Source organism: Pseudomonas sp. 21LCFQ02 (assembly GCF_024129895.2).
Lineage (GTDB): Bacteria > Pseudomonadota > Gammaproteobacteria > Pseudomonadales > Pseudomonadaceae > Aquipseudomonas.
The window spans coordinates 4,833,895-4,856,722 of record NZ_CM178749.1 but is presented as its reverse complement, the minus strand read 5'-3'; the positions used below and the strand labels follow the sequence as shown (position 1 = coordinate 4,856,722).

The following is a 22,828-nucleotide window of genomic DNA, read 5'->3' as shown; positions in this document are numbered from 1 at the left end:
CTGGATGACTGGCCGACTGCTGCTGCGAGGTGCGTCATGCACAAGATTGCCCTGAATTTCGAAGACGGCGTGACCCGTTTCATCGACGCCGCTGCCACCGAGACGGTTGCTGATGCGGCCTATCGGCAAGGTATCAATATCCCGCTCGATTGCCGTGACGGCGCTTGCGGCACCTGCAAGTGTTTCGCCGAAGCCGGCCGCTACGAGCTGGGCGAGGACTATATCGAAGACGCATTGACTGAAGACGAAGCCGCACAAGGCTATGTACTGACCTGCCAGATGCGCGCTGAAAGTGACTGCGTGATCCGTATCCCGGCGTCCTCGGATGTGTGCAAGACCCGCCAGGCCAGTTTTGAGGCGGCGATCAGCCAGGTCGAGAAGCTCTCCGACAGCACCATCGCCCTGAAAATCAAAGGTGAGTCGCTGAGCCAGCTGGCGTTTCTGCCTGGTCAGTACGTCAACCTCAAGGTGCCGGGCAGCGAGCAAAGCCGCGCCTACTCGTTCAGCTCATTGCAGAAAAACGGCGAGGTCAGCTTTCTGATCCGCAATGTGCCGGGCGGGTTGATGAGTAGCTTCCTGACCGGTATGGCCAAGGCCGGCGACAGCATGACCCTGGCCGGCCCGTTGGGCAGTTTCTACCTGCGTGACATCAAGCGGCCGCTGTTGCTGCTGGCTGGTGGTACGGGGCTGGCGCCGTTCACCGCGATGCTGGAGAAAATAGTGGAGCAGGGCAGCGAGCACCCACTGCATCTGATCTATGGGGTGACCCATGACAGCGACCTGGTGGAGATGGACGTGCTGGCCGATTTCGCCACGCGGATTCCCGACTTCAGCTACAGCGCCTGTGTGTCCAGCCCGGACAGCAGTTACCCGCACAAGGGCTTTGTCACCCATCACATCGAGCCCAAGCATCTCAACGACGGCGACGTTGATGTCTACCTGTGCGGCCCGCCGCCGATGGTCGAGGCGGTCAGCCAGTTCATTCGCGAGCAGGGCATCACGCCGGCGAACTTCTATTTCGAAAAATTCGCCGCCAGTGCGGCCTGAGCCAGGGAGGCTGTGATGAGCAAGCGATTTGCAGACAAAGTGGTGCTGGTCACCGGTGCCGCGCAAGGCATTGGCCGACGGCTCGCCGAGCGGTTGCTGAGCGAAGGCGCATGGCTGGTGGCGGTGGACCGTAGCGAGCTGGTGTTCGAGCTGGCCGACAGCCTGGACGACCAATGCCTGGCGCTGACCGCTGACCTTGAGCGCTGCGAAGACGCGCAGCGGGTCATGGCGGCGGCCGTTGAGCGCTTTGGTCGGCTGGATGTGCTGATCAATAACGTGGGCGGGACCATCTGGGCCAAGCCCTTCGAGCACTATCAGGCACAGGAAATTGAAGCGGAGGTGCGTCGCTCGTTGTTCCCGACCCTGTGGTGCTGTCATGCCGCACTGCCGTACATGCTGGAGCAGGGCAGCGGCGCGATCGTCAACGTGTCGTCGATTGCCACCCGTGGCGTTAATCGCGTGCCCTACGGCGCGGCCAAAGGTGGGGTCAACGCGCTGACCGCCTGCCTGGCGTTCGAAACCGCCGGGCGCGGGATCCGCGTCAATGCCACTGCACCGGGCGGCACCCAAGCGCCACCGCGGCGCATTGCGCGCAACGCTGCGCCCCAGAGCGAGCAGGAGCAAGTCTGGTATCAGCAGATCGTCGACCAGACCCTGGGCAGCAGCCTGATGAAACGCTACGGCAGCCTTGATGAGCAGGTTGGCGCCATTCTGTTCCTGGCCTCGGACGAGGCTTCGTACATCACCGGCGTGACGTTGCCGGTAGGCGGCGGGGATCTGGGGTAGGGCAGCGCTGTGCGCTGCATTGGTTGGCAACCGGAGTGCCGACCAATGCAGTGCGTGGCACTGTCTGAAAAAGCTTATACGCAGCAATGCTCTCCACAACAAAAACAAGAGATTGATGCCATGCGAAACATCGACGTACACGCAATTATCGACAACGCGCGGTTCGGCCGCTTCCACTGGATGGTGATGAGCTGGTGTGCCTTGCTGTTGATCTTCGACGGCTATGACCTGTTCATTTATGGCGTGGTATTGCCTGCGATCATGAAAGAGTGGGGGCTGACCCCGCTGCAGGCCGGTGCACTGGGCAGCTACGCGCTGTTTGGGATGATGTTCGGTGCCTTGGCGTTCGGCAGCCTGGCTGACCGGATCGGGCGCAAAAAGGGCATTGCCATCTGCTTTGCGCTGTTCAGCGGCGCAACCATCGTCAACGGCTTCGCCAGCAGCCCCACCGAGTTTGGTATCTGCCGCTTTATCGCAGGGTTAGGCTGTGGCGGCCTGATGCCCAACGCCGTGGCACTGATGAACGAATACGCCCCCAAGCGTATGCGCAGCACCCTGGTGGCGGTGATGTTCAGCGGTTATTCACTCGGTGGCATGCTCGCGGCCGGGGTGGGCATCTTCATGCTGCCGCGCTTCGGTTGGGAGTCGATGTTCTTGGTCGCCGCACTGCCGCTGTTGCTGCTGCCAGCGATCCTCTACTACCTGCCCGAGTCAATCGGTTTTCTGGTGCGCCAGGGCCGCAGTGATGAAGCGCGCAAACTGCTCAATCGGCTCGATGCCAGCCACAACCTCACGACCGATGACGTACTGGTTGTAAGCGATGCCAAAGGCAAAGGCGTGGCGGTTCTGGAGCTGTTTCGCGAGGGCCGTGCGGTGCGCACGCTGGCGTTGTGGGTGGCGTTCTTCTGCTGCCTGCTGATGGTGTATGCGCTCAGCTCCTGGCTGCCGAAACTGATGGCCAATGCCGGCTATAGCCTGGGCTCGAGCTTGTCGTTCTTGCTGGCGCTGAACTTCGGCGGGATGTTCGGGGCGATCTTCGGCGGCTGGCTGGGTGACCGTCTGAACCTGACCAAAGTCACTGTAGGCTTCTTCATTCTGGGTGCCGTGTCGATCAGCCTGCTGGGCTTCAACAGCCCGATGCCAGTGCTGTACCTGCTGATCTTCATCGCCGGGGCCACCACCATCGGTACCCAGATTCTGCTGTATGCCGGCGCGGCGCAGCTGTACGGCCTGTCGATGCGCTCCACAGGTCTTGGCTGGGCCTCGGGCATCGGCCGCAACGGCGCCATCGTCGGCCCGCTGCTCGGCGGCGCGCTGATGGGCATCAACCTGCCGCTGCAACTGAACTTCATGGCCTTCGCCATCCCCGGTGCCATCGCGGCGATTGCCATGACCGTGTTCGCCATCAGCGCGCAACGCCAGACGAGCGCCAGTGCGCCGCTGCTGGCCAGGCAAGCCTGAAATCCATCTGCGCGAGCGAGCGGCCTGGCGCTCGCGCAGAGGCTCCGCTCGCTTATAAAAATGCTACGTCTTGCGAGGTCCCATGAACGACCTGTTCAAGGATGCGTCCCTGTCTGCGGTGCTGGCCGGCTGCATTGCCACGGTGATTTCCTATGCCGGGCCGCTGGTGATTATCTTCCAGGCGGCTGACTCGGCGCAGTTGTCCAATGCCCAACTGTCGTCGTGGATCTGGGCCATTTCCATCGGTAGCGCGTTGTTGGGCGGCTTGCTCAGTCTGCGCTACAAGGTGCCGGTGGTGATTGCCTGGTCCATTCCGGGCAGTGCGTTGCTGGTGTCGCAATTGCCGCAGTTGGGGCTCAACCAGGCGGTGGGCGCTTATTTGGTCGCCAGCCTGATCATCGGGGTGGTTGGTCTGAGTGGCGCCTTCGACCGAATCATTGCCCGCTTGCCGGGTTCGATCGCTGCGGGGCTGCAAGCCGGGATTCTGTTCAGCTTCGGCACGGCGCTGTTCGAGTCACTGCCGGCCAAGCCCTGGCTGGTGCTGGCAATGTTCGCCACCTATGTGTCGATGCGGCGCCTGTTGCCACGTTACGCGGTGATGGCGGTGCTGCTGGTGGGTGCGCTGATGACCTGGCTGAACGGTGATTTCAAGGGCGATGCGCTGGTGCTGGGGCTGGCCACACCGACCCTGATCACGCCTGAGTTCAGCGTTGAAGCGACCCTGAATCTGGCCTTGCCGCTGGTACTGGTGGCGCTGACCGGGCAATTCATGCCGGGTATGGCGGTACTGCGCAACGCCGGTTACCAGACCCCGGCCAGCCCGCTGATCAGCGCCAGCGCCCTAGGCAGCGCCTTGTTGGCGCCGTTCGGTTGCCATGGCCTAAACCTGGCGGCGGTCACCGCCAGCCTGTGTACCGGCCGCGAAGCCCATGAAAGCCCCAGGCGGCGTTACATCGCGGCGCTGTCTGGCAGCCTGCTGTACCTGATTCTGGGCATTGCCGGGACCACCCTGGTGTCGCTGTTTGCTGCCTTTCCCAAAGAACTGATCGCTGCACTGGCCGGGCTTGCGCTGTTCGGTGCAATCAGCGAGGCACTGAGCCGCAGCAGTGCGCAACCCGCTGAGCGCGACGCCGGGCTGTTCACCTTTCTGGTGACCGCCTCGGGGGTGTCATTGCTCGGCTTGTCGGCGGCCTTTTGGGGCTTGCTGGCGGGGGTGATCGTGCACGTCGCGATGCAGGCACGACGGCCGTCATCGGTGGCGGCCTTGCCTGGCGAAAAAACCTGAAAGCGTTGCCCCTCAGCGCAGGCTGTGCCGGTTTCGGCGCGCTGAGGCTTCACTTATTCATAACAACAAGAGAACAACCATGAGCCAACAGCAGATCGCCAAGCGTCACCTCATCAGCCTGGTCAGCCTGAGCCTGCCGCTGACCGCGTTAACCGCCGGCGCGGCGGAGAAAGAGGGCTTTATCGACGGCGCCAGTGCCACCTTACAAGCGCGCAATTACTACTTCAGCCGTGATTTCTCTGACATTGTCGGCGCCAACCGGCAGTCAAAGCAGGAGGAGTGGGCGCAGGGCTTCATCCTCAATGTGAAGTCCGGCTACACCCCAGGTGTGATCGGGTTCGGCCTGGACGTTACCGGGCTGCTGGGTATCAAACTCGACAGCAGCCCGGATCGGGTCAACACCGGCTTGCTGCCTACCCACGGCGATGGCCGGGCAGCCGATGAGTACAGCCGGGTCGCGGCGACCTTCAAGGCGCGGCTATCGAAGACCGAACTCAAAGTTGGCGAACTGCAACCCAACCTGCCGGTGCTGAGCTTCAGTGATATTCGCCTGTTGCCGCCGAGCTACCAGGGTGTGGCGCTCAGCTCCAGCGAAATCAGCGGGCTGACCCTGCAGGCCGGTCACCTCAACAGCACCCACCTGCGCAACGAAGCCGGCGACGACAAACTCAACGCCATGCTTGGCCATGTGCCGCAACGCCAGGCGGCTGCCGATGCCTTCAACTACCTGGGCGGCGACTACAGCTTCAACGACAAACGCAGCTCATTGAGCCTGTGGTACGGCCAGCTTGAAGACATCTATGCGCAAGGCTTCGTCGGCCTCAAACACAGCCAGCCAGTGGGCAACTGGGTGCTGGGCGCCAACCTGGGTTACTACAGCGCCAAAGAAGATGGCGACAAGTTGCTTGGCACTATCGACAACCAGGCGTTCTTCTCGCTGCTGTCGGCCAAGCGCGGCGGGCACACCTTTTATGTTGGCTACCAGGCCATGTACGGCGACAGCCCGTTCCCCAGGGTATTTGCCAACGTCACCCCGCTGGGCAACGAAGTGCCGACCTACGAGTTCGCCTACACCGACGAGCGCTCCTGGCAAGTGCGTTATGACTATGACTTCAGCGCCCTGGGCGTACCCGGCCTGACCACCACCGTGCGCTACATCAGCGGCGACAACGTCACCACCGGGGCCGGTTATGAAGGCAAAGACCGCGAGCGCGATCTGGACATCGGCTATGTGGTGCAGAGCGGCACCTTGCAAGGCCTGGGCATTCGCGTGCGTAACGTTGCGGCACGTTCCAACTACCGCAGTGATATCGACGAAAACCGGCTGATTCTTAGCTATACATGGAAACTGCTGTAGGCGCTCAGCGCTTCGCTTCAGTTGCGAATTGACCTTTTGCTCCGTGCCAGCACCAATGGTCGCGATTGTCGGCGTCTGCAAGATCGCATTCCAAAAAAACGCGCCCGGCTCGAAAGCTCTGTTGCCATTGCCATTGCCATTGCCATTGCCATTGCCATTGCCATTGCCGTTGCCGTTGATCTTGCTCTTCGAGCCGAGATGGCACAGACGACGCCAATCGCGACGATTGGCGCTGGCCGAGCGTAGGTGTCGATTTGGTGGGAAAGCCGGCAGGGAAGCCGGCTTTAGGTGCGCTGGGCAGGACGCCCATCGCGCCGACCGCCAAATCGGCACCGGAGCGAGGGGACCCCCGCAGGGGGCCAAGACCGGAGCTAGCGCTTTGGTTACTTTGGCGCCCCAAAGTAACCCGCTCGTAAAGAGCGGAACCCAACGCACAGACAACCGCGGCAATGATCCTTGCAACGAACCAAACCGTTCGCGGCTAAAGCCAACGCTGTTCACTTAGGAACTGCATGCCCCCGGTGGTAAGAGCCGGCCGGCGCTACGGTTGCTCGCGAAGACGGCGGCACATTCACTACAAATGCTGTGACTTAACAGCCTCTTCACGAGCAAGCTCGTTCCCACAGAGATTTGCGGCGCCTAATTGAACAGTATTGCGGCTAAAGCCAATACTGTTCACTTAAGCAAAAATGGGTACTTGACTACATGGCCGATTGAGGGGCTGTCCTCGTCGTCGGACGGGATAGCCGCTCATCTTGCGCTTAACGCCTCGCGGATTGGCCTTGCCTCGACTGCTGATGCACTTGCCGCGCAAGATCTCTTTCAAAACCGATTCACGCCAAAGTTCGACGTGCTCAGGGGGGAAAAGCTGCCGCTTGCGGCAGCTTCCTTCTGACTACCCACACGGCGTTCGTAAAACCCAGCCTGTCCGGGTCGATCGCTGCCTTATCAGCCGCCTGGATCATCAACTGGCGGATTGCAAAATGTGCCAGTAGAAAACCCCACATCTCTTGCTTGACCAGTTCGGGCTTCTTGCTGCGCAGTACCGTGCTGGCTCCGCGCAAATGGGTTTTGAGTTCATCGAAGACGTTTTCGACCTCCCAGCGCTCGTGATACAAGGCGGCCAACTCTGCTGCAGGAGCTTCCTCAGGCACTAGCAGGTTGGTCACCAGTCGGTAGCGCTCACCCAGTTGCCCCTCCTCATCCACCAGAGTGAACTCCACGACCCGTACGCGATGGCTGTTTTTTCGGTTTCGGCCATGGAGTTCGTACGTCGTACTCAAATACGAGCCATCACTGAGGCATTCTTCGACTGGCAGCTTGACGGTACTTTTGACTCGCCAAAGCAATTTACCTCCACACTGAGTCGCCAAACTCCAAAGCTTGAAGCTGTAGAAGCCCCGGTCGGCCATCAGTAACTCGTCAGATCGAAGATGTTCGGGCAACAATCGCTCTGCCAGGGTTTGCTCGCTCTGGCGGCAATTCCCAAGCTGGGCCGCCGTGATGACATGGGTTCCGCACTCGACCAGGTTGACGAGCCGCAGTTGTGGAAACGCACTGCTACCTCTCGATGAAGGCGGGTAGCCAAAGTAGTCGGCGTTGGCTTGCTCGTCAGCCACGTCGAGGACGGTGCCATCAAGGCCCATCAAGCGCCAACCACGATACCAGGCACCTCGGGTCTCGGGCGTGGCCAGCGGGCGTAGCACCCGTTGTGCGAGACCCTGCATGACTTTGGCACCTAGCCGGTTGCGGGCGGCCGAAATCGCCGATTTGGTGGGTAGTTGGAGGTTGTGAGGATGAGCTCCGGCGCCAATATTGAGCCAGTTCGCGCCCTCACAGACGATCCGTAAAACCTCTTCGAGCGGAGCGTCACGCCAAAGCGCCATGGCCATTACGTAATAGACAACGGTGGGGGCAGTTAACAGACGTTCACGTTGGCTGCCGCGTCCTGTTTGTTTGAGAACTTCGTCGATCAAGGTACGAGGACAGCTGTTTATCAACACACCTGCACTGATCAAATGAGCCAGATCGAGGGAGTCTGGAAGGCATTTGCGTGTCCGAGCCACAGGCGTGTCCTCCTGAGCCATTTACAGGAGGATAGCTCGGCCAGCATTCACTTCGTCTAACTGAACAGTATTGCGGCTAAAGCCGCTCCTACCGCCACATCACATCTTCTTCTTGCGCTCATGCGTCGGCGACGGCCTGCCAAACAGATACCCCTGCAGGTGCGAGCAGCCCTCGGCCCGCAGCCGCGCATACTGCTCTTCGGTTTCGACCCCTTCAGCCGTAGTCTTGATCAACAAGCTGCTGCTGATCCCGGTAATCGCCCGAATGATCGACATCGCCTCACGGCTTTCTTCCATCTCATGCACGAATGACTTGTCAATCTTGATCCGGTCGAACGGGAAGGAACGCAAGTAGCCCAGCGACGAATAGCCGGTACCAAAGTCATCCAGCGCAATACCGACCCCCAAGGCCTTGAGTGCACGCAAGGTCTCAAGGTTCTCTTCGTTATTTTCCAGCAACACCGACTCGGTGATCTCCAGCTCCAGACGATGTGGCGCCAGGCCCGAGTCATCCAGCGCCAGCTTGACGATACTGACCAGCTCGCGGTTCTTGAACTGCGCCGGCGACAGGTTCACCGCCACACTCTGCTCAGTGCCCCAGGTGCACGCCTCTTGGCAGGCCAGGTTCAAGGCCCGGGCGCCGACCTCGTGAATCAGGCCGGTCTCCTCGGCAACCGGAATGAACTCCAGCGGCATCACCAGCCCCTTTGACGGGTGTTGCCAGCGCATCAGGGCTTCGTAGCCGGTGATGCAGCTTGTGTCCATGCCAATGATGGGCTGGTAATACAGGTGCAACTGGCCAAGGTGCAGCGCCTTGCGCAGATCGATTTCCATCAGCCGACGGCGCTGGGCAGCCTCGGCCATGTCCTCGTGGAACACCTCATAGCGGTTGCGACCATTGCGCTTGGCTTCGTACAGCGCCATGTCGGCATGACCGAGTAGCAGTTCGGCGTGCTCGTGCGGATTGCGAGTAAAAGCGATACCGATACTCACGCCGATCAGGAAGTTATGGCCGTCCATGAGAAACGCCGGGGCGATGCAATCGATGATGCGCTGCGCAGTACGCAAAGCGTCTTCAGGGCGATCGATGCGCGGCAGGACAATGGCAAATTCATCGCCGCCCAGCCGCGCCAGGGTGTCTTCGTCGCGCAGTACCCCGTGCAGCCGTTCGGCCACCGCGCGTAACAGCTTGTCGCCAAAGGCATGGCCGAAAGCGTCGTTGACGTTCTTGAACTTGTCCAGATCAAGGCACAGGGTGGCGACCATGCGTTGATTCATGGCGCAATTGTGCAGCGCCGCTTGTAGCTCTTCGTGCAGCAAGGTGCGGTTGGCCAGACCGGTCAATGAGTCGTGGTGCGCCATATGATGGATCTGCTCGCGGGCGGCGATCTCGTCAGTGACGTCTTCGGTAATCAGCAGCACATAGTCCGAGTGCGCATCGACATCAATGCGGCGCAGGCTCTTGGTGCGTAGCACCCGCGGGCCGATGGCGGTCCGCAAACGATCTTCGGCCAGCCGCATGCCGGCGCCGTTCAGGCATTGATTAGTCTGTTCGCGAATATAGTCGGCCAGGTTGGCAGGCAGGCACTCATGCACGCGACGGCCGACCATTGACTGTGCGCTGCCAAAAATTCGCTGCGCCTGCTCGTTGGCCAGCAACACCTCGCGGGTACTGGCGTCCTGCACGATAACCCCGGCCGGAATGCTGCCGATCACCGAGTCGAGAAAGCGTGACAGGGCTGCCATTTTTTCGCTGTAGCGCTCGGCCAGTTCTTTGGCGGCCAGCACCTGCAGCTCGGCCTCGCGGCGCTCGGTGATATCCCGGGTAATCTTGGAGAAGCCGATCAACAGACCGTCTTCGTCATGCATGGGGACGATCAGCACGTGAGTCCAGAAGGTGCTGCCATCCTTGCGCTGGCGCACGCCCTCGGCCTCGAACCGGCCGTCACGCAGTGCGGTGGCCAGGCCCCGATCCGGCAGGCCTTTGGCGCGGTCCTCGGCGGTGTAGAACAGCGAGAAGTGCTGACCGACGATTTCTTCGGCCAGATAACCCTTGGTGCGCTGCGCTCCGGAGTTCCAGTTCACGACATGGCCGTCCGGGTCAAGCATGTAGATCGCGTAGTCAGGAACCCCCTGCACCAGCAGACGAAAGCGCCGTTCCTGTTCGCGCTGGGCCATCAAGGCCTGCCGTTGCGCCGTCCCGTCACGGGTGACTTTGGCGAAACCGATCAGCGTACCGTCATCAGCACGAATCGCGTCGATGATCACGTGCGCCCAGAAGGTACTGCCGTCTTTGCGCAGGCGCCAGCCTTCAGCCTCGAACCGGCCGGTCTGACGAGCAATGTTCAGGCCGTGCATGGGGACGTCACGGGCACGTTCGTCTTCGCTATAAAACAACGAAAAATGCTGACCGACGATTTCTTCAGCCTTGTACTGCTTGGCCCGTTCGGCGCCGCTGTTCCAGTTGGCGACTACTCCCTCCGGGGTCAGCATATAGATGGCATAACCCACAACGCTCTGCACCAGCAGGCGATACATCACATCCGTGTTTTCAGCTACCAGTGTCATTGCTACACATATCGTCCAGGGTAAGGGCAGGGTGTGCGTACTGCACTTTAATGGTGCGCAAGCATGCTGGCTAGCGCATTGCCATTATTTCACGTGGGGGTAATTGAGCGACACCCGTATTCAGGTTATTTCACGCCAATTAGGGGGGAAGAAAACTGCGGGTGTTAACGATGCGCAATCAGGAGTGCGTTCCTGATAGGCCGACGGTCAGCGCCGCGCACTGTTGATGTGCGCGGCGCGGCGCCAATCAGGTGCGAAAGCGCCGTACCAGTGCGTCGAGTTCGTCAGACAACGACGCCAGGCTCTGCGAGTCGGACCTTGCCGACTGCGCAAGCTCGACCACCAACTGCGCATCGCCATGGATCTGGCTGATATGCCGGTTGATGTCTTCGGCGACCTGATGCTGCTCTTCGGCAGCGGTGGCGATCTGGGTGTTCATGTCCCGGATTACATCCACCGACTCGCGGATCAGGCTGAAGCTGCTGCGTGCCTGGCCGATCTTGCTCACCGACTGCTGCGACACCTGCAGGCTCGAATGCATTTGTTGCGCGACCGAGGCGGTGCGGCTGGCCAGGTTGCCGAGCAGGGTGTCGATCTCGGCGGTGGAGTCGGCGGTGCGTTTGGCCAGCGCCCGGACTTCGTCGGCCACCACGGCAAACCCACGGCCTTGCTCACCGGCGCGCGCGGCTTCGATGGCGGCGTTGAGCGCCAGCAGGTTGGTTTGCTCGGCAATCGAGCGGATGGTGTCGAGAATCGACTGAATGTCGTTGCTGTCTTTTTCCAGCTGGCTCATGTCCTTGGCCGAGCGAGAGATTTCTTCGCTGAGCCGATCGACACTGTGCACCGCGTCGTCGATCTGCCGCTGGCCGTCGCGGGCCTGTTGCTGGCTGGTGTCGGCCGATTCGGCGGCCTGGCTGCAGGAGCGGGCGACTTCGTTGGCGGTGGCGACCATTTCGTGGAAGGCGGTAGAGACCATATCCACTGCCTCACGCTGACGATTGGCGGCGTCGGCCATGTCACCTGACACTTGGGTGGCGCTGCGTGAGGCCGCCAGAATACTGCTGGCGGCGCCGGCGATGTGCTGGATCAGGCTGCGAATCGCGCCCAGGAACTGGTTGAACCAGCCGGCCAGTCTGGCGGTTTCGTCATTGCCACGTACCGCCAGGGTCACGGTCAGGTCACCTTCGCCCTGGGCAATGCTTTCCAGCCCGCTGGATACATCATTGATGGGGCGTACGATCAGGCTGGCGAAGCTGGTGCCGATCAGCGCAAAGACCACGGCCAATACGGCGGCAATCACCCCGATCAGCCAGGTCAGGTTATTGGCCGAGGCCATGACTTCGTCACGCTTGATCAGGCCGATAAAGCTCCAGCCCAGTTGCGTCGACGGGTAAACGTTGGCCATGTAGCGCTCGCCATTGAGCTGCACTTCGCGCAGGCCCTGGCTGGCCTTGGCCAGTTCGCTGTAGCCGTCGCCCAGCTCCGCGAGCTTTTTGAAGTTGTGTTCCGGCTTGCTCGGGTCGACCAGCACATTGCCGTTGTTTTCCACCAGCATCAGGTAGCCGCTGTTGCCCAGCTTGATCTGCTTGACGATGGTGGTCAGTTGTTTGAGTGACACATCAATGTTGATCACTCCGCCCGGATTGCCCAAGGCGGTGGGGATCGCCCGGACGGTGCTGACCAGTACCGCGTCGTCGGCTGCCCAGTAATGCGCTTCGGTGCGCAGCGTCTTGTTCGGGCTGGCCATCGCCAGGCTGTACCAGGGGCGAGTACGCGGGTCATAGCTTTTCAGGTCGGGCTCGCCCGGACCGATCGCATAGCTGCCATTGCTCAGGCCAAACTGCACATAGGCATAGGCCGGGTGGCTCTTGATCAGGCGGCTGAACAGGTCGGTCAGTTGCCGGTCGGTGTCCGAGGCAGCCACGCTCTGAGCATCGGCGCTGACGTAGCTCTTCACATCGTTGCCGGCATTGAGCAGCAGCGGGTGGCTGGCCAGGTTATCAACGTTCTGGCTGATGCCTTCGAAAAACAGCTGCATGGCGTTCTCGACCTGGCGGATTTCCCGGCCACTGCTGTCGGTGAAGGTGTCGGTCGCTTCACTACGCAAATTGAGAATAACGATGCTGGCCACCACCACGATGGGGAGGCACGCGATAACCGCGAAGGCACCGGTCAGCTTTTGTTTGATGTTCATTCAGGCTCCAGATTGTTATTAGGACCGGGATGCGACCGCCGCTGTGCACGCAGGGTGGGTCTAGCCGCCAGAAAACCGGGGCTTGGCAAGTAACCGTCAGGGTCTCGGCCAATAAGTGCGATTCTTTAGCTTTTTTGTCTGATGGTATGCCAATTCTTTCTATCGGGGATCATTGGCAATGCTTGAACTAGAGGGGTTTAGGCGAAAACTGAGCGAGCGGGGAGGCCAGAAAACAACAAGGCGGCCTAAGCCGCCTTTTGCTTGAGCAGGGTAGCAATCAGGTGCGGAACTTGCGCACCAGGGTATCGAGTTCATTGGACAGCGACGCCAGGCTTTGCGAATCCACCCGTGCCGATTGAGCCAGTTCCACCACCAGCTGTGCATCGCCATGGATCTGGCTGATGTGCCGGTTGATGTCCTCGGCGACCTGATGCTGCTCTTCGGCGGCGGTCGCGATCTGGGTGTTCATGTCGCGGATCACATCCACCGATTCGCGGATCTGGCCGAAACTGGTGCGTGCCTGGCCGATCTTGCTGACTGACTGCTGCGACACTTCCAGGCTTGAATGCATCTGCTGGGCGACCGAGGCCGTACGGCGGGCCAGATTGCCGAGCAGGGTGTCGATTTCTGCGGTGGAGTCGGCCGTGCGTTTGGCCAGCGCCCGGACTTCGTCGGCCACCACGGCAAAACCACGGCCCTGTTCACCGGCCCGCGCCGCTTCGATGGCGGCGTTGAGCGCCAGCAGGTTGGTTTGCTCGGCAATCGAACGGATGGTGTCGAGAATCGACTGAATGTCGTTGCTGTCTTTTTCCAGCTGGCTCATGTCCTTGGCCGAGCGAGCGATTTCCTCGCTGAGCTGGTCGACACTGTGCACCGCGTCGTCGATCTGCCGTTGACCGTCGCGGGCCTGTTGCTGGCTGGTGTCGGCCGACTCGGCGGCCTGGCTGCAGGAGCGGGCGACTTCGTTGGCGGTGGCGACCATTTCGTGGAAGGCGGTAGAGACCATGTCCACCGCTTCGCGCTGGCGATTGGCGGCGTCGGCCATGTTGCCCGAGACCCGGGTTGCGCTCTGGGAGGCATCGAGAATGCTGTGCGCAGCATTGGTGATGTGCTGGATCAGACTGCGGATGGCGCCCAGGAACTGGTTGAACCAGCCGGCCAGTTTGGCGGTTTCGTCATTGCCGCGCACCGGTAGGGTCACGGTCAGATCACCTTCACCCTGGGCAATGCCTTCCAGGCCGCTGGATACGCCGTTGATCGGCCGCACGATAAGGCTGGCGAAGCTGGCCCCCACCAGGGCGAACACCACGGCCAGCACGGCAGCAATAATGCCGATCAGCCAGGTCAGGCTATTGGCCGAGGCCATGACTTCGTCCTGCTTGATCAGGCCGATGAAGCTCCAGCCCAGTTTGTCAGCCGGATAGACGTTGGCCATGTAGCGCTCGCCGTTCAGCTCGACCTTGACCAGGCCCTTGCCGGCCTTGGCCAGCTCACTGTAGCCGCCGCCCAGTTCGCCGAGCTTTTTGAAGTTGTTTTCCGGTTTGTTCGGGTCGACCAGAACGTTGCCGTTGTTTTCCAGCAGCATCAGGTAACCGCTTTGGCCCAGCTTGATCTGCTTGACGATATTGGTCAGCGCCTTGAGCGTCACGTCGACGCTGACGACCCCGCCCGGATTACCCAGTGCATTGGGAACAGCGCGGACGGTGGCGACCATAACCGCATCATCGGCTGGCCAGTAGTAAGCGTCGGTGCGCACGGTCTTGCCGGGGTTGGCCAGCGCGGTCTTGTACCAGGGACGCACACGCGGGTCGTAGTTGTCGAATTTCTGGCCTGCTGGCCAGGAGGCGTAAGTGCCGTTGGCCATCCCGTAGGAAATGTATGAGTAAGAGGGGTGTGAAGTGCCCATGCGATCGAACAGGGCGAAGATCGCCTTGTCGGCCTCGCTGTCGGGCAGCGCCTTCTGCTCCGGTGTCATGTAGCTTTTCAAACCGTTGCCGGCGGTGTTGATCAGCGGGTTGGCGGCCAGGTAATCGATATTCTGGCTGATACCGTCGAAGAACAACTGCATTGCATTCTCGACCTGGCGGATTTCCCGTCCGCTGTTGTCGACAAAATCATCCGTGGCCTCTGTGCGCAGGTTGACGATAACGATGCTGGCGACAACAACAATGGGCAAGCACGCGATAACCGCGAACGCCCCTGTCAGCTTCTGTTTGATATTCATTTTGGCTCCGGATTATTTTTATACATCGCAATTGAGCAACCGCTGATGCACGCTGCGTGCCGGTGCCAGCAAAACCGGTCAAAGCAGAAGTACACGCTAGTAACGTCGGCGTTGCGGTGGAATTCTTGAGTGGCTGATTGCGCTTAAATGTTTAAGCCAGCGGGCGTGTGTCCCGGTAACCCAGTTCACGGCTGATACAGGCGCTGGTTTCCAGCAGCAGGGTCTGAAAACGCTCCGTTGCGCCTTCAGGGTCCATCACGGCATCGGGCCCGGACAGGTTGATCGCCGCCGTCACCTGCCCGGTGTGATCGCGGATTACCGTGGCAATCGCGGTGGAGTAATCGGAGCGATGCACGACCCAGCCGCGCTCGCGGTCCTGGCGGATCATGCTTTGCAGTTCGGGTAATGTCCGCGGCGCGGGTGGCGGGTAATCGTCCAGGCGAATGTGCTGGTACAGTGCCCCAAGCCGGGCATCATCCAGTGCGGTCAGCAACATGCGCCCCATGGCAGTGCAATGGCAGGCAATGCGTGTACCCACCGGAATGTTCACCGACAGGCGCTGGGCGGCAAACGCGCGATACAGATAAAGGCTGTCGGTGTGTTCACGGATGCTCAGATGACACGACAGTGAAGTGCGGTCGCGCAGGGCATTGAGCGCCGGCATGGCGACATCGACGATGTCCCGGCTGGCCAGATAGCTGAAGCCGTCGCTGACCACCCGCGCACCGAGTTCATAGTGGCTGTTGAGCTTGTTCAGATACCCCATGTGCGTCAGCGTGACCAGAATCCGGTAGATCGCCGAGGTGCTGACCTGCAGCCGCTCGGCGATCTCCTGAATGCTCAACGCCCGCACCTGGGCGTTGAACAGGCCCAGCACGCTCAAACCCCGGGCCAGGGCCGGGACCAGGTAATCGACGTCTTTGTCCAGAGGTTCGATCATGCAATCTCCAGGGTGATGCATTGGACCGTAGGAGCAGCTTTAGCAGCGAAGGCTTCGCAGCTAAAGCAGCTCCCAAGTCCTGTGTTTGCTGCGCGATCGGCCCTGCTCAGGAAAATTCGCCCATCGCATCGAGCAACGCCGCCTTGAAATACTCCAGCGAGCAGCGATCAAAGAGAATCTGCAAACACGCGGTGTGCGTGGCACCGACATTGATCACGATCACGCTGATCCGCGCTGCCGAGGTCTGGGCCACGGCGCCGGGGCCGAAAGCCTGGGGCCGCAGGTCGACGCCGCACAGCTTGGCCATCACCTCACTGACCGCGCTGCCCGACAGTTGCAGCCAGGCGTGGCTGTCCTGGCGTGGCAGCAGGTAGTTGGCGTGGTGATCCAGTTCCCAGCGGGCCTCTTCATCGGCAATCCGCTCGCCCTGATCGGCGGGGCTGCCCAGCAGCAGGTATTCAGTTTGCGACAGCCGCACCACATGGCTGCCATCGGCCTGGGTCACGGCACGGTTGGGTGCGTCTGGCAGTTGAAAACCGCGCGCCGCCAGGTACTCAGCGCTCTGTGTGCCGCGAAAGCCAACCCGCGGCAGGTCGGTCAGGTCGCTCAGGCTGCACAACGCCAGGCTATCGGCGTTTATCGGGCGCCGGGTGGTGACATTTTCAACAAGAAGGCTGGACATGTTCAAAGCTCCTGACGCTGGTTTTCAGGGTCGAAGAAAGGCAGTTGCACCACGGTGGCCTGGACCATCACGCCGCCCTCGACGCGAATCGGGATCTGCTGGCCGGGCTGGCTCTGATCAAAGCCTGCATAGGCCAGGCCGATGATCTTGCCGAGGGTTTGCGAGTACTCGCAGGACGTCACGTTGCCACTGATGTCCGGGCCGCTGAGCACCAGATGGCCTTCGAGCGGCTGCGGGCTGCCCGCTGGCAGGGTAAAACCGACCAGTTTGCGTTTTTGCGGCTGGGCCTGGAGGATGTCTATCGAGCGGCGGCCGACAAAAAACGGCTTGTTGCGGCTGACCGCCCAATTCATATCGATTTCGCCGGGATGGGTCATCCCGTCGGTGTCCTGGCTGATGATCACGTGGCCTTTTTCCAGGCGCAGCAGGCGCTGGGTCTCGACCCCGAATGGCTTGATATCGTATTGCTTGCCGGCCTCGATCAGCGCATCCCAGAGCTGCACGGCATGGCGGGCCGGCACATGGATCTCATAGCCCAGCTCACCGACAAAGCCGACCCTCAGCAGCCGCGCCTTGATCCCGGCGACCGTGCCCTGGCGTACGCCCAGATACGGAAAACCTTCAGGCGACAGGTCAATGTCACTGCAGACTTTCTCCAGCACCTTGCGCGAGTCGGGGCCGGCGACGTTGACCGCACTGATCGCGGCGGTGACGTTGGCGATATCGACGTTCAGCCGCCACTGGGCATTCCACTTGAGCATTTGCTGATAGATACGGTCCACGCCGCTGGTGGTGGCGGTGACGTAGAAGTGCTGCTCGGCAAAGCGTGCGCATACGCCGTCGTCGATCACCGCGCCCTGTTCGTTGGTCATCAACGCATAGCGCGAACGGCCCACCGGCTGCTTGATAAAGGCAAAGGTGTACATCCGGTTCAGCAGCTCGGCGGCGTCCGGTCCGCGGATGTCCAGGCCGCCCAGGGTCGAGACGTCGATGATTCCGACCTTGCTGCGCACATGCTTGGCTTCGGCCTGCATGCAGGCATCGCGTTGGGCGGGCTGGCCATAGAAGGCCGGGCGCTGCCAGATACCGGCGGGCATCATTTTCGCGCCTGCTTTTATATGCCGGCTGTGCATCGGGGTCTGGCGGTACGGGTCGAAGCCGCGCCCGGCGACGTGCGCAAGTTTTTCCGCCTCGAACGGCGGGCGCGCGGTGGTGACCCCGGTTTCACTGATGCTGCGCTGGGTCGCAGCGGCGACCAGGCGTGCGGTCGGCAGCGCCGAGTGACGGCCCTGAGATGGACCCATGCCCACCGTGGAGTAACGCTTGACCAGTTGCACATCGCGGTAACCGATGCGCGTGGCATTGACGATATCGCGCACCTGCAGGTCTTCGTCAAAGTCGACGAAATCCTTGCCTTTGGGATGCGGGAAAATCGGCCAGGGGAAATTCACCTGTGCCTCGCCTTTGAGCGGCGCGGCCTGCTGGGTGGTGTGCAGGCCAAGGCTGGCAATGATGTCGAGGGCGGCGCGGGTGGCGTCTGCCAGTACGTTGTCCAGACTGTGCTGGCCGTTTACGGAACCGGCAATGTTCAGATTGGCCGGCAGGCCGCTGAGGTTGAACCCGGCGCTTTGTTCGTCATAGGCGAGCTTGCCACCGGCCTGGCACAGCAATTGATAAACCGGCATATAGCCGCCTGACATACACAGCAGGTCGCAGTCCAGCGTCATGCCCGCACTGGCCACCTGACCCTGGCCGGTGATTTTGCGCAGTTCGACGCCATTGATGTGGCGCATGCCCTTTTCGTGCAGTGCTTCATACACGGTGGTGCTGGCGTGGCAAGTGATGCCGCGTTTTTCCAGCTCGATCAACAGGCGGCGGTCGGCTGGCTGGTTACGCATATCCACCACAGCGGCCACCTGCACGCCCTGATCATGCAGATCCAGCGCGGCCAGATAACCGTCATCGTTACCGGTGAGTACCACGGCGCGTTGGCCGGGCTTGACCGCATACAGCTTCATCAGCCGTTGCGCCGCGCTGGTCAGCATGATGCCGGGCAGGTCGTTGTTGCGGAAAATCACCGGCTGGTCGAACGAGCCGCTGGTGATCAGGCACTGCGTCGCGCGCACTTTATACAGGCGTTTGCCTTGAATCACCGGCAGGTAGTTGTCGGTGAACCAGGCGTTGCAGGTGGCGCTGTGCAGAATCCGGATATTGGCGTGGCCTTCTACGGCCGCCACCAGTTCGGTGCGCAGTTGCCCGGCCCGCTGACCTTCAAGGTCAAAGCGCGCATACGTCAGCGAGCCGCCCAGAATCGGCTGCTGCTCGATCAGCAGCACCTTGGCGCCGGCATTGGCGGCGGTCAGCGCCGCTTGCAGGCCGGCGGGACCGGCGCCGATCACTGCCAGGTCGGTAAACAGATACGCCTTGTCGTAGTACTCGGGCTTGAAGCCGAGGTCCAGCACACCCAGGCCGGCTTTTTTGCGGATCACCGGCTCCCAGACTTTCCACATGCCCTTGGGCTTATAGAAGGAGCGGTAGTAGAACCCCACCGGCATGAATTTGGAGAACTTGCCGAGCAGGGCGTCCTTGTCGTTGTCCAGTGAGCCGTTGTAGTTCTGGCCGCTGACCCGCAGGCCATTTTCCAGGGCAAACGTATCGGCCAGCACGTTGGGCTCGCGGGGCAGTTGCACCAGGGTATTGGCGTCTTGCCCGGCCATGCTCAGCGGGCCGCGCGGGCGGTGGTACTTGAACGAGCGCGACAGCAGATGACGGCCGCTGGCGAGCAGGGCGCTGGCAATGCTGTCGCCTTGCAGGCCTTCATAGGCCTTGCCATCGAAGCTGAAGGTCAGCGGCTTGCTGCGGTCGATCAGCAGGCCCATCGGGGCGGGCAGGCGGTTGGCGGTACTCATCCTGCGATCTCCTGAGTCTGTTGGGTGAATTCGACCCGGCTGTTGAACAGCTCGCGGGCATCGAAGGTGCGCACAATCTCGTCACTGCCGGTGTGGCGCTCGGCCAGAAACCAGTAACTCGATGGCGTGTGCATCCACCACTCGCGAACCACCCCCAGAGTGTCTTCGCTGTTGAACACGTAGTCGGCCCACTGGGCATCGCTGCAGGTCTGCGGGTCGGGCATGGGTTTGAATTCGCCGCCGTAGGTGAATTCGCTGATGTTGCGCGGCCCGTTGAGCGGGCATGTCATGACTTTCATGTGTCGCTCTCCGCTTAGTGGCTGGCCGCCGTGGCGCCCATTTCGTTGACTTGCTGGAAGGTCGAGAAACGCTCCAGGCCAAATGGCTTGATCAGCTCCGGGACCTTGCCGCCACTGGCGACCAGCTCGGCCATGGTCTTGCCGCAGATCGGTGTGGCCTTGAAACCCCAGGTGCCCCAGCCGGCGTCCAGGTAGTAGTTCTTGACCGGCGACAGGCCCATGATGGGGCTGTAATCGGGGGTCATGTCGGTGATCCCGGCCCACTGGCGCATCAGCTTGGCGTTGGCCAGAAACGGGAACATCTCGATGGCGTGCGAGAGCAGGCTTTCTTTCAAGTCGAGCGTTGAGCGAGTGTTGAACAGCGGGTAGGGATCCGAGCCACCGCCGAACACCACCTCGCCACGGCTGGTCTGCTGCACGTAACAGTGCAGCGCCGAAGAACTCACCAGCGGGTCGAGAAACGGCTTGAACGGCTGGGTGACCATCGCCTGCAGCGGGAAGGTCTGGATCGGCGAGCGGATGCCGGCCTTTTTCATCATTTGCGAACTCATGCCGGCCACCGCCTGCACCGCGCAGCCACAACGCACCGTGCCCCGGTTGGTCTTGACCGCCGTGATGGCGCCGTTTTCGATCACCAGTTCCTGAACTTCGGTCAGTTGATGAATCTCGACCCCGCGCTTGGCGGCCTGCTTGGCGTAGCCCCAGGCCACCGCATCGTGCCGCGCTGTCGCCCCGTCGATGTGCCAGAGCCCGGCGAGCACCGGAATATGCCCCGGATCAAGGTTCAGGCTCGGCACCAACTCGCGGATCTGCTGGCGGTCGATCATCTCGGTGCGCCCGCCAAAGTGCTTGTTGACCTCGGCGCGCTGGCGGAATGAACGCACCGTGGCGTCGGTGTGCGCCAGGGTCAACTGACCCCGGTGCGAGTACATGATGTTGAAGTCGAATTCATTGGACAGCCCTTCGAACATCCGTACCGATTCAGCGTAGAACTTCACCCCTTCGCTGGTCAGGTAGTTGGAGCGGATCACCGCCGTGTTGCGCGCGGTGTTGCCGCCGCCCAGGTAGCCTTTTTCCAGCACCGCAATATTGTTGATGCCGTGGTACTTGGACAGGTAATACGCGGTGGCCAGGCCGTGGCCGCCTCCGCCGATGATCACCACGTCATAGGCCGGCTTGAGTTCCTTGGGGGCCGGCAAGTCGACTTCCACCGGGTACTCCGAGCTGAGCCCGTACTTCAATAGACCTAAAGGCATATGGCCTCCTGCTGGCTGCTGTGGGCATGCGCCTGCTGTTGCGCGGCGATCAGGGTGTTTTTCATCAGAAAGGCGATGGTCATCGGCCCGACCCCGCCGGGCACCGGGGTGATGGCCGAGACCTGGGGCAGGGCGGCGTCAAAGTCGACATCACCGACCAGCCGGCTGCGGTCGTGGTCCTGAATACGGTTGATGCCCACATCGATCACCACCGCGCCGGGTTTCAGCCAACTGGCATCGATCATCCGCGGCCGACCGACTGCCGCGACCACGATGTCGGCCAGTTGGCACAGCGCCTTGGCATCCTGGCTGCGCGAATGCACCACCGTCACCGAGCAGTGGGCCTTGAGCAGCAAGGCCGCCATCGGCTTGCCGACGATGTTCGAACGGCCAATCACCACCGCGTGCTTGCCGCTCAGGTCGCCGAGGGTCTGCTCCAGCAGGTACATGCAGCCGGTGGGGGTGCAGGGCGTGAGTACGTCACGGCCCTGGCTCAGGCCGCCGACGTTCTCGCTATGAAAACCGTCGACATCCTTGCCCGGATCAATCGCCTGCAAGGCGCGGGTTTCTTCAATGTGTCCGGGTAACGGCAGTTGCAGCAGGATGCCGTTGACTGAAGCGTCGTGGTTCAGCTCGGCGATCAAGTCCAGCAGCCGGGCCTGCGGGCAATCGGCTGCCAGCCGGTACTCGATGGAGCGAATTCCGCATTCCTCGGCGCGCAGAATCTTGTTGCGCACATACACCTGGCTGGCCGGGTCTTCACCGACCAGAATCACCGCCAGCGCTGGCTGGATGTGATCGGCCTTGAGCATCAGCACGTCCTGTTTGACTTGCTGCAGCACCCGGGCGGCAGCGGCCTTGCCGTCGATCAGTTTTGAGCTATTCACCGGAAGATCACCGTTCTGTCAGTGTTGAGAAAGACCCGGTGTTCAAGGTGATAACGGACCGCCTTGGACAGCGCCACGGTTTCTGTATCACGGCCGATGGCGACCAGGTCATCAGGCAAATAGGCGTGGTCGACCCGCTGTACTTCCTGCTCGATGATCGGCCCCTCGTCCAGGTCGCTGGTCACGTAATGCGCGGTGGCGCCGATCAGCTTCACGCCACGCTCATAAGCCTGGTGATACGGCTTGGCACCTTTGAAGCCCGGCAGGAACGAGTGGTGGATATTGATGGCGCGGCCTGAAAGTTGCTTGCACAGATCATCGGAGAGGATCTGCATGTAGCGCGCCAGCACCACCAGTTCAGTACCGGTTTCGTTGACCACCTGCATCAGCGCCGCCTCCTGAGCAGCTTTGGTGTCTTTGGTCACCGGCAGGTAGATAAACCGGATGCCCTCACGCTCGGCCATCGGCCGCAGATCGAGGTGATTGGAGACAATGGCGGTGATGGTCATGTGCATCTCGCCCTTGTGATAGCGATACAAAAGGTCGGTCAGGCAATGATCGAACTTGCTGACCATCAGCAGCACCCGCATCGGCCGGCTGCTGTCATGCAGCTCCCAGTCCATGTCAAAGCTGGCCGCTACATCGCTGAAACCGGCCTTGAGCTGCTCGATGTCACCGGCGTGACCCTCGTTGAAGCGAAACACCGCGCGCATGAAAAAACGCCCGCTGAACTCATCATCAAACTGTGCCATTTCACCGATGTAGCAAGCGTTACCCGCCAGATACGACGTCACCGCCGCGACAATCCCGGACGTCGCCGGACAGCTGATCTTCAGGATGAAATGGTTCTTTTCGTGGTGCATGGCA

The 22,828-nt window shown here is 61.3% G+C and carries 15 protein-coding genes and 3 pseudogenes; 5 read left to right on the top strand and 13 right to left on the bottom strand.

The window, feature by feature from the left end; translation table 11 throughout:
• Positions 1–36: 36 nt before the first annotated feature.
• The 5 genes from benC (at position 37) to NJC40_RS21885 (ending at position 5,936) form a co-directional block, all read left to right on the top strand.
• Positions 37–1,047 (top strand): benzoate 1,2-dioxygenase electron transfer component BenC, encoded by a 1,011-nt coding sequence (gene benC / locus NJC40_RS21905; protein WP_045491886.1) that lies wholly within the window; start codon positions 37–39, stop codon positions 1,045–1,047.
• A 15-nt stretch (positions 1,048–1,062) separates the two neighbouring features.
• A complete protein-coding gene (locus tag NJC40_RS21900) occupies positions 1,063–1,833 on the top strand; it encodes a 1,6-dihydroxycyclohexa-2,4-diene-1-carboxylate dehydrogenase (protein WP_253143024.1) in 771 nt (256 codons plus the stop codon).
• Between the two features lie 120 nt (positions 1,834–1,953).
• A complete protein-coding gene (locus NJC40_RS21895) occupies positions 1,954–3,294 on the top strand; it encodes an MFS transporter (RefSeq protein WP_253143023.1) in 1,341 nt (446 codons plus the stop codon).
• Positions 3,295–3,376: 82 nt separating this feature from the next.
• Complete coding sequence (locus NJC40_RS21890) at positions 3,377–4,579, top strand: benzoate/H(+) symporter BenE family transporter (protein ID WP_253143022.1); 1,203 nt, start codon at positions 3,377–3,379, stop codon at positions 4,577–4,579.
• A 79-nt stretch (positions 4,580–4,658) separates the two neighbouring features.
• Complete coding sequence (locus tag NJC40_RS21885) at positions 4,659–5,936, top strand: OprD family porin (protein ID WP_253143021.1); 1,278 nt, start codon at positions 4,659–4,661, stop codon at positions 5,934–5,936.
• An 854-nt stretch (positions 5,937–6,790) separates the two neighbouring features.
• On the opposite strand, the gene NJC40_RS21880 is transcribed toward NJC40_RS21885, so the two are convergent.
• The 13 genes and pseudogenes from NJC40_RS21880 to purU all read right to left on the bottom strand — a co-directional run bounded on the left by NJC40_RS21880 (position 6,791) and on the right by purU (position 22,824).
• The gene (locus tag NJC40_RS21880) at positions 6,791–8,023 is read right to left on the bottom strand and encodes an IS4 family transposase (protein ID WP_253143067.1); all 1,233 of its coding nucleotides are present in this window, start codon (positions 8,021–8,023) and stop codon (positions 6,791–6,793) included.
• A 78-nt stretch (positions 8,024–8,101) separates the two neighbouring features.
• Positions 8,102–10,570, bottom strand: a complete 2,469-nt coding sequence (locus NJC40_RS21875) for a sensor domain-containing protein (protein WP_045491876.1) — start codon at positions 10,568–10,570, stop codon at positions 8,102–8,104.
• A gap of 247 nt (positions 10,571–10,817) precedes the next feature.
• Positions 10,818–11,522 (bottom strand): methyl-accepting chemotaxis protein, encoded by a 705-nt coding sequence (locus NJC40_RS21870; protein ID WP_492180582.1) that lies wholly within the window; start codon positions 11,520–11,522, stop codon positions 10,818–10,820.
• Between the two features lie 201 nt (positions 11,523–11,723).
• Positions 11,724–12,608: pseudogene (locus NJC40_RS21865) on the bottom strand (cache domain-containing protein); the annotation flags it as partial.
• A gap of 433 nt (positions 12,609–13,041) precedes the next feature.
• Positions 13,042–13,638: pseudogene (locus NJC40_RS21860) on the bottom strand (methyl-accepting chemotaxis protein); the annotation flags it as partial.
• Positions 13,639–13,947: 309 nt separating this feature from the next.
• Positions 13,948–14,832: pseudogene (locus NJC40_RS21855) on the bottom strand (HAMP domain-containing protein); the annotation flags it as partial.
• A 307-nt stretch (positions 14,833–15,139) separates the two neighbouring features.
• Positions 15,140–15,928: an IclR family transcriptional regulator gene (locus NJC40_RS21850; protein ID WP_253142218.1), complete on the bottom strand. Its 789-nt coding sequence runs from the start codon at positions 15,926–15,928 to the stop codon at positions 15,140–15,142.
• Positions 15,929–16,034: 106 nt separating this feature from the next.
• Positions 16,035–16,610 carry a sarcosine oxidase subunit gamma gene (locus NJC40_RS21845; protein ID WP_253142219.1) on the bottom strand — a complete coding sequence of 192 codons (576 nt, stop codon included), beginning with the start codon at positions 16,608–16,610 and terminating at the stop codon, positions 16,035–16,037.
• Between the two features lie 2 nt (positions 16,611–16,612).
• A complete protein-coding gene (locus NJC40_RS21840) occupies positions 16,613–19,519 on the bottom strand; it encodes a 2Fe-2S iron-sulfur cluster-binding protein (RefSeq protein WP_253142220.1) in 2,907 nt (968 codons plus the stop codon).
• Positions 19,516–19,818: a sarcosine oxidase subunit delta gene (locus tag NJC40_RS21835; RefSeq protein WP_045491864.1), complete on the bottom strand. Its 303-nt coding sequence runs from the start codon at positions 19,816–19,818 to the stop codon at positions 19,516–19,518. Before NJC40_RS21835 ends, NJC40_RS21840 begins: the two co-directional genes overlap by 4 nt.
• 14 nt (positions 19,819–19,832) lie before the next feature.
• Complete coding sequence (locus NJC40_RS21830) at positions 19,833–21,074, bottom strand: FAD-dependent oxidoreductase (protein WP_253142221.1); 1,242 nt, start codon at positions 21,072–21,074, stop codon at positions 19,833–19,835.
• Complete coding sequence (gene folD / locus NJC40_RS21825) at positions 21,065–21,961, bottom strand: bifunctional methylenetetrahydrofolate dehydrogenase/methenyltetrahydrofolate cyclohydrolase FolD (RefSeq protein WP_253142222.1); 897 nt, start codon at positions 21,959–21,961, stop codon at positions 21,065–21,067. Before folD ends, NJC40_RS21830 begins: the two co-directional genes overlap by 10 nt.
• Complete coding sequence (gene purU, locus NJC40_RS21820; protein ID WP_253142223.1) at positions 21,958–22,824, bottom strand: formyltetrahydrofolate deformylase; 867 nt, start codon at positions 22,822–22,824, stop codon at positions 21,958–21,960. The genes folD and purU overlap by 4 nt, the downstream gene beginning before the upstream one ends.
• Positions 22,825–22,828 lie beyond the last annotated feature (4 nt).

What these genes read in the sequence shown, in the direction of transcription:
- NJC40_RS21895 (WP_253143023.1), top strand. Translation starts at nt 1,954, where the DNA reads ATGCGAAACATCGACGTACACGCAATTATCGACAACGCGCGGTTCGGC.
- NJC40_RS21900 (WP_253143024.1), top strand. Translation starts at nt 1,063, where the DNA reads ATGAGCAAGCGATTTGCAGACAAAGTGGTGCTGGTCACCGGTGCCGCG.
- NJC40_RS21850 (WP_253142218.1), bottom strand. Translation starts at nt 15,928, where the DNA reads ATGATCGAACCTCTGGACAAAGACGTCGATTACCTGGTCCCGGCCCTG.
- benC (WP_045491886.1), top strand. Translation starts at nt 37, where the DNA reads ATGCACAAGATTGCCCTGAATTTCGAAGACGGCGTGACCCGTTTCATC.
- NJC40_RS21890 (WP_253143022.1), top strand. Translation starts at nt 3,377, where the DNA reads ATGAACGACCTGTTCAAGGATGCGTCCCTGTCTGCGGTGCTGGCCGGC.
- NJC40_RS21835 (WP_045491864.1), bottom strand. Translation starts at nt 19,818, where the DNA reads ATGAAAGTCATGACATGCCCGCTCAACGGGCCGCGCAACATCAGCGAA.
- NJC40_RS21885 (WP_253143021.1), top strand. Translation starts at nt 4,659, where the DNA reads ATGAGCCAACAGCAGATCGCCAAGCGTCACCTCATCAGCCTGGTCAGC.
- NJC40_RS21875 (WP_045491876.1), bottom strand. Translation starts at nt 10,570, where the DNA reads ATGACACTGGTAGCTGAAAACACGGATGTGATGTATCGCCTGCTGGTG.
- NJC40_RS21870 (WP_492180582.1), bottom strand. Translation starts at nt 11,522, where the DNA reads ATGGTCGCCACCGCCAACGAAGTCGCCCGCTCCTGCAGCCAGGCCGCC.
- NJC40_RS21840 (WP_253142220.1), bottom strand. Translation starts at nt 19,519, where the DNA reads ATGAGTACCGCCAACCGCCTGCCCGCCCCGATGGGCCTGCTGATCGAC.
- NJC40_RS21845 (WP_253142219.1), bottom strand. Translation starts at nt 16,610, where the DNA reads ATGTCCAGCCTTCTTGTTGAAAATGTCACCACCCGGCGCCCGATAAAC.
- purU (WP_253142223.1), bottom strand. Translation starts at nt 22,824, where the DNA reads ATGCACCACGAAAAGAACCATTTCATCCTGAAGATCAGCTGTCCGGCG.
- NJC40_RS21880 (WP_253143067.1), bottom strand. Translation starts at nt 8,023, where the DNA reads ATGGCTCAGGAGGACACGCCTGTGGCTCGGACACGCAAATGCCTTCCA.
- NJC40_RS21830 (WP_253142221.1), bottom strand. Translation starts at nt 21,074, where the DNA reads ATGCCTTTAGGTCTATTGAAGTACGGGCTCAGCTCGGAGTACCCGGTG.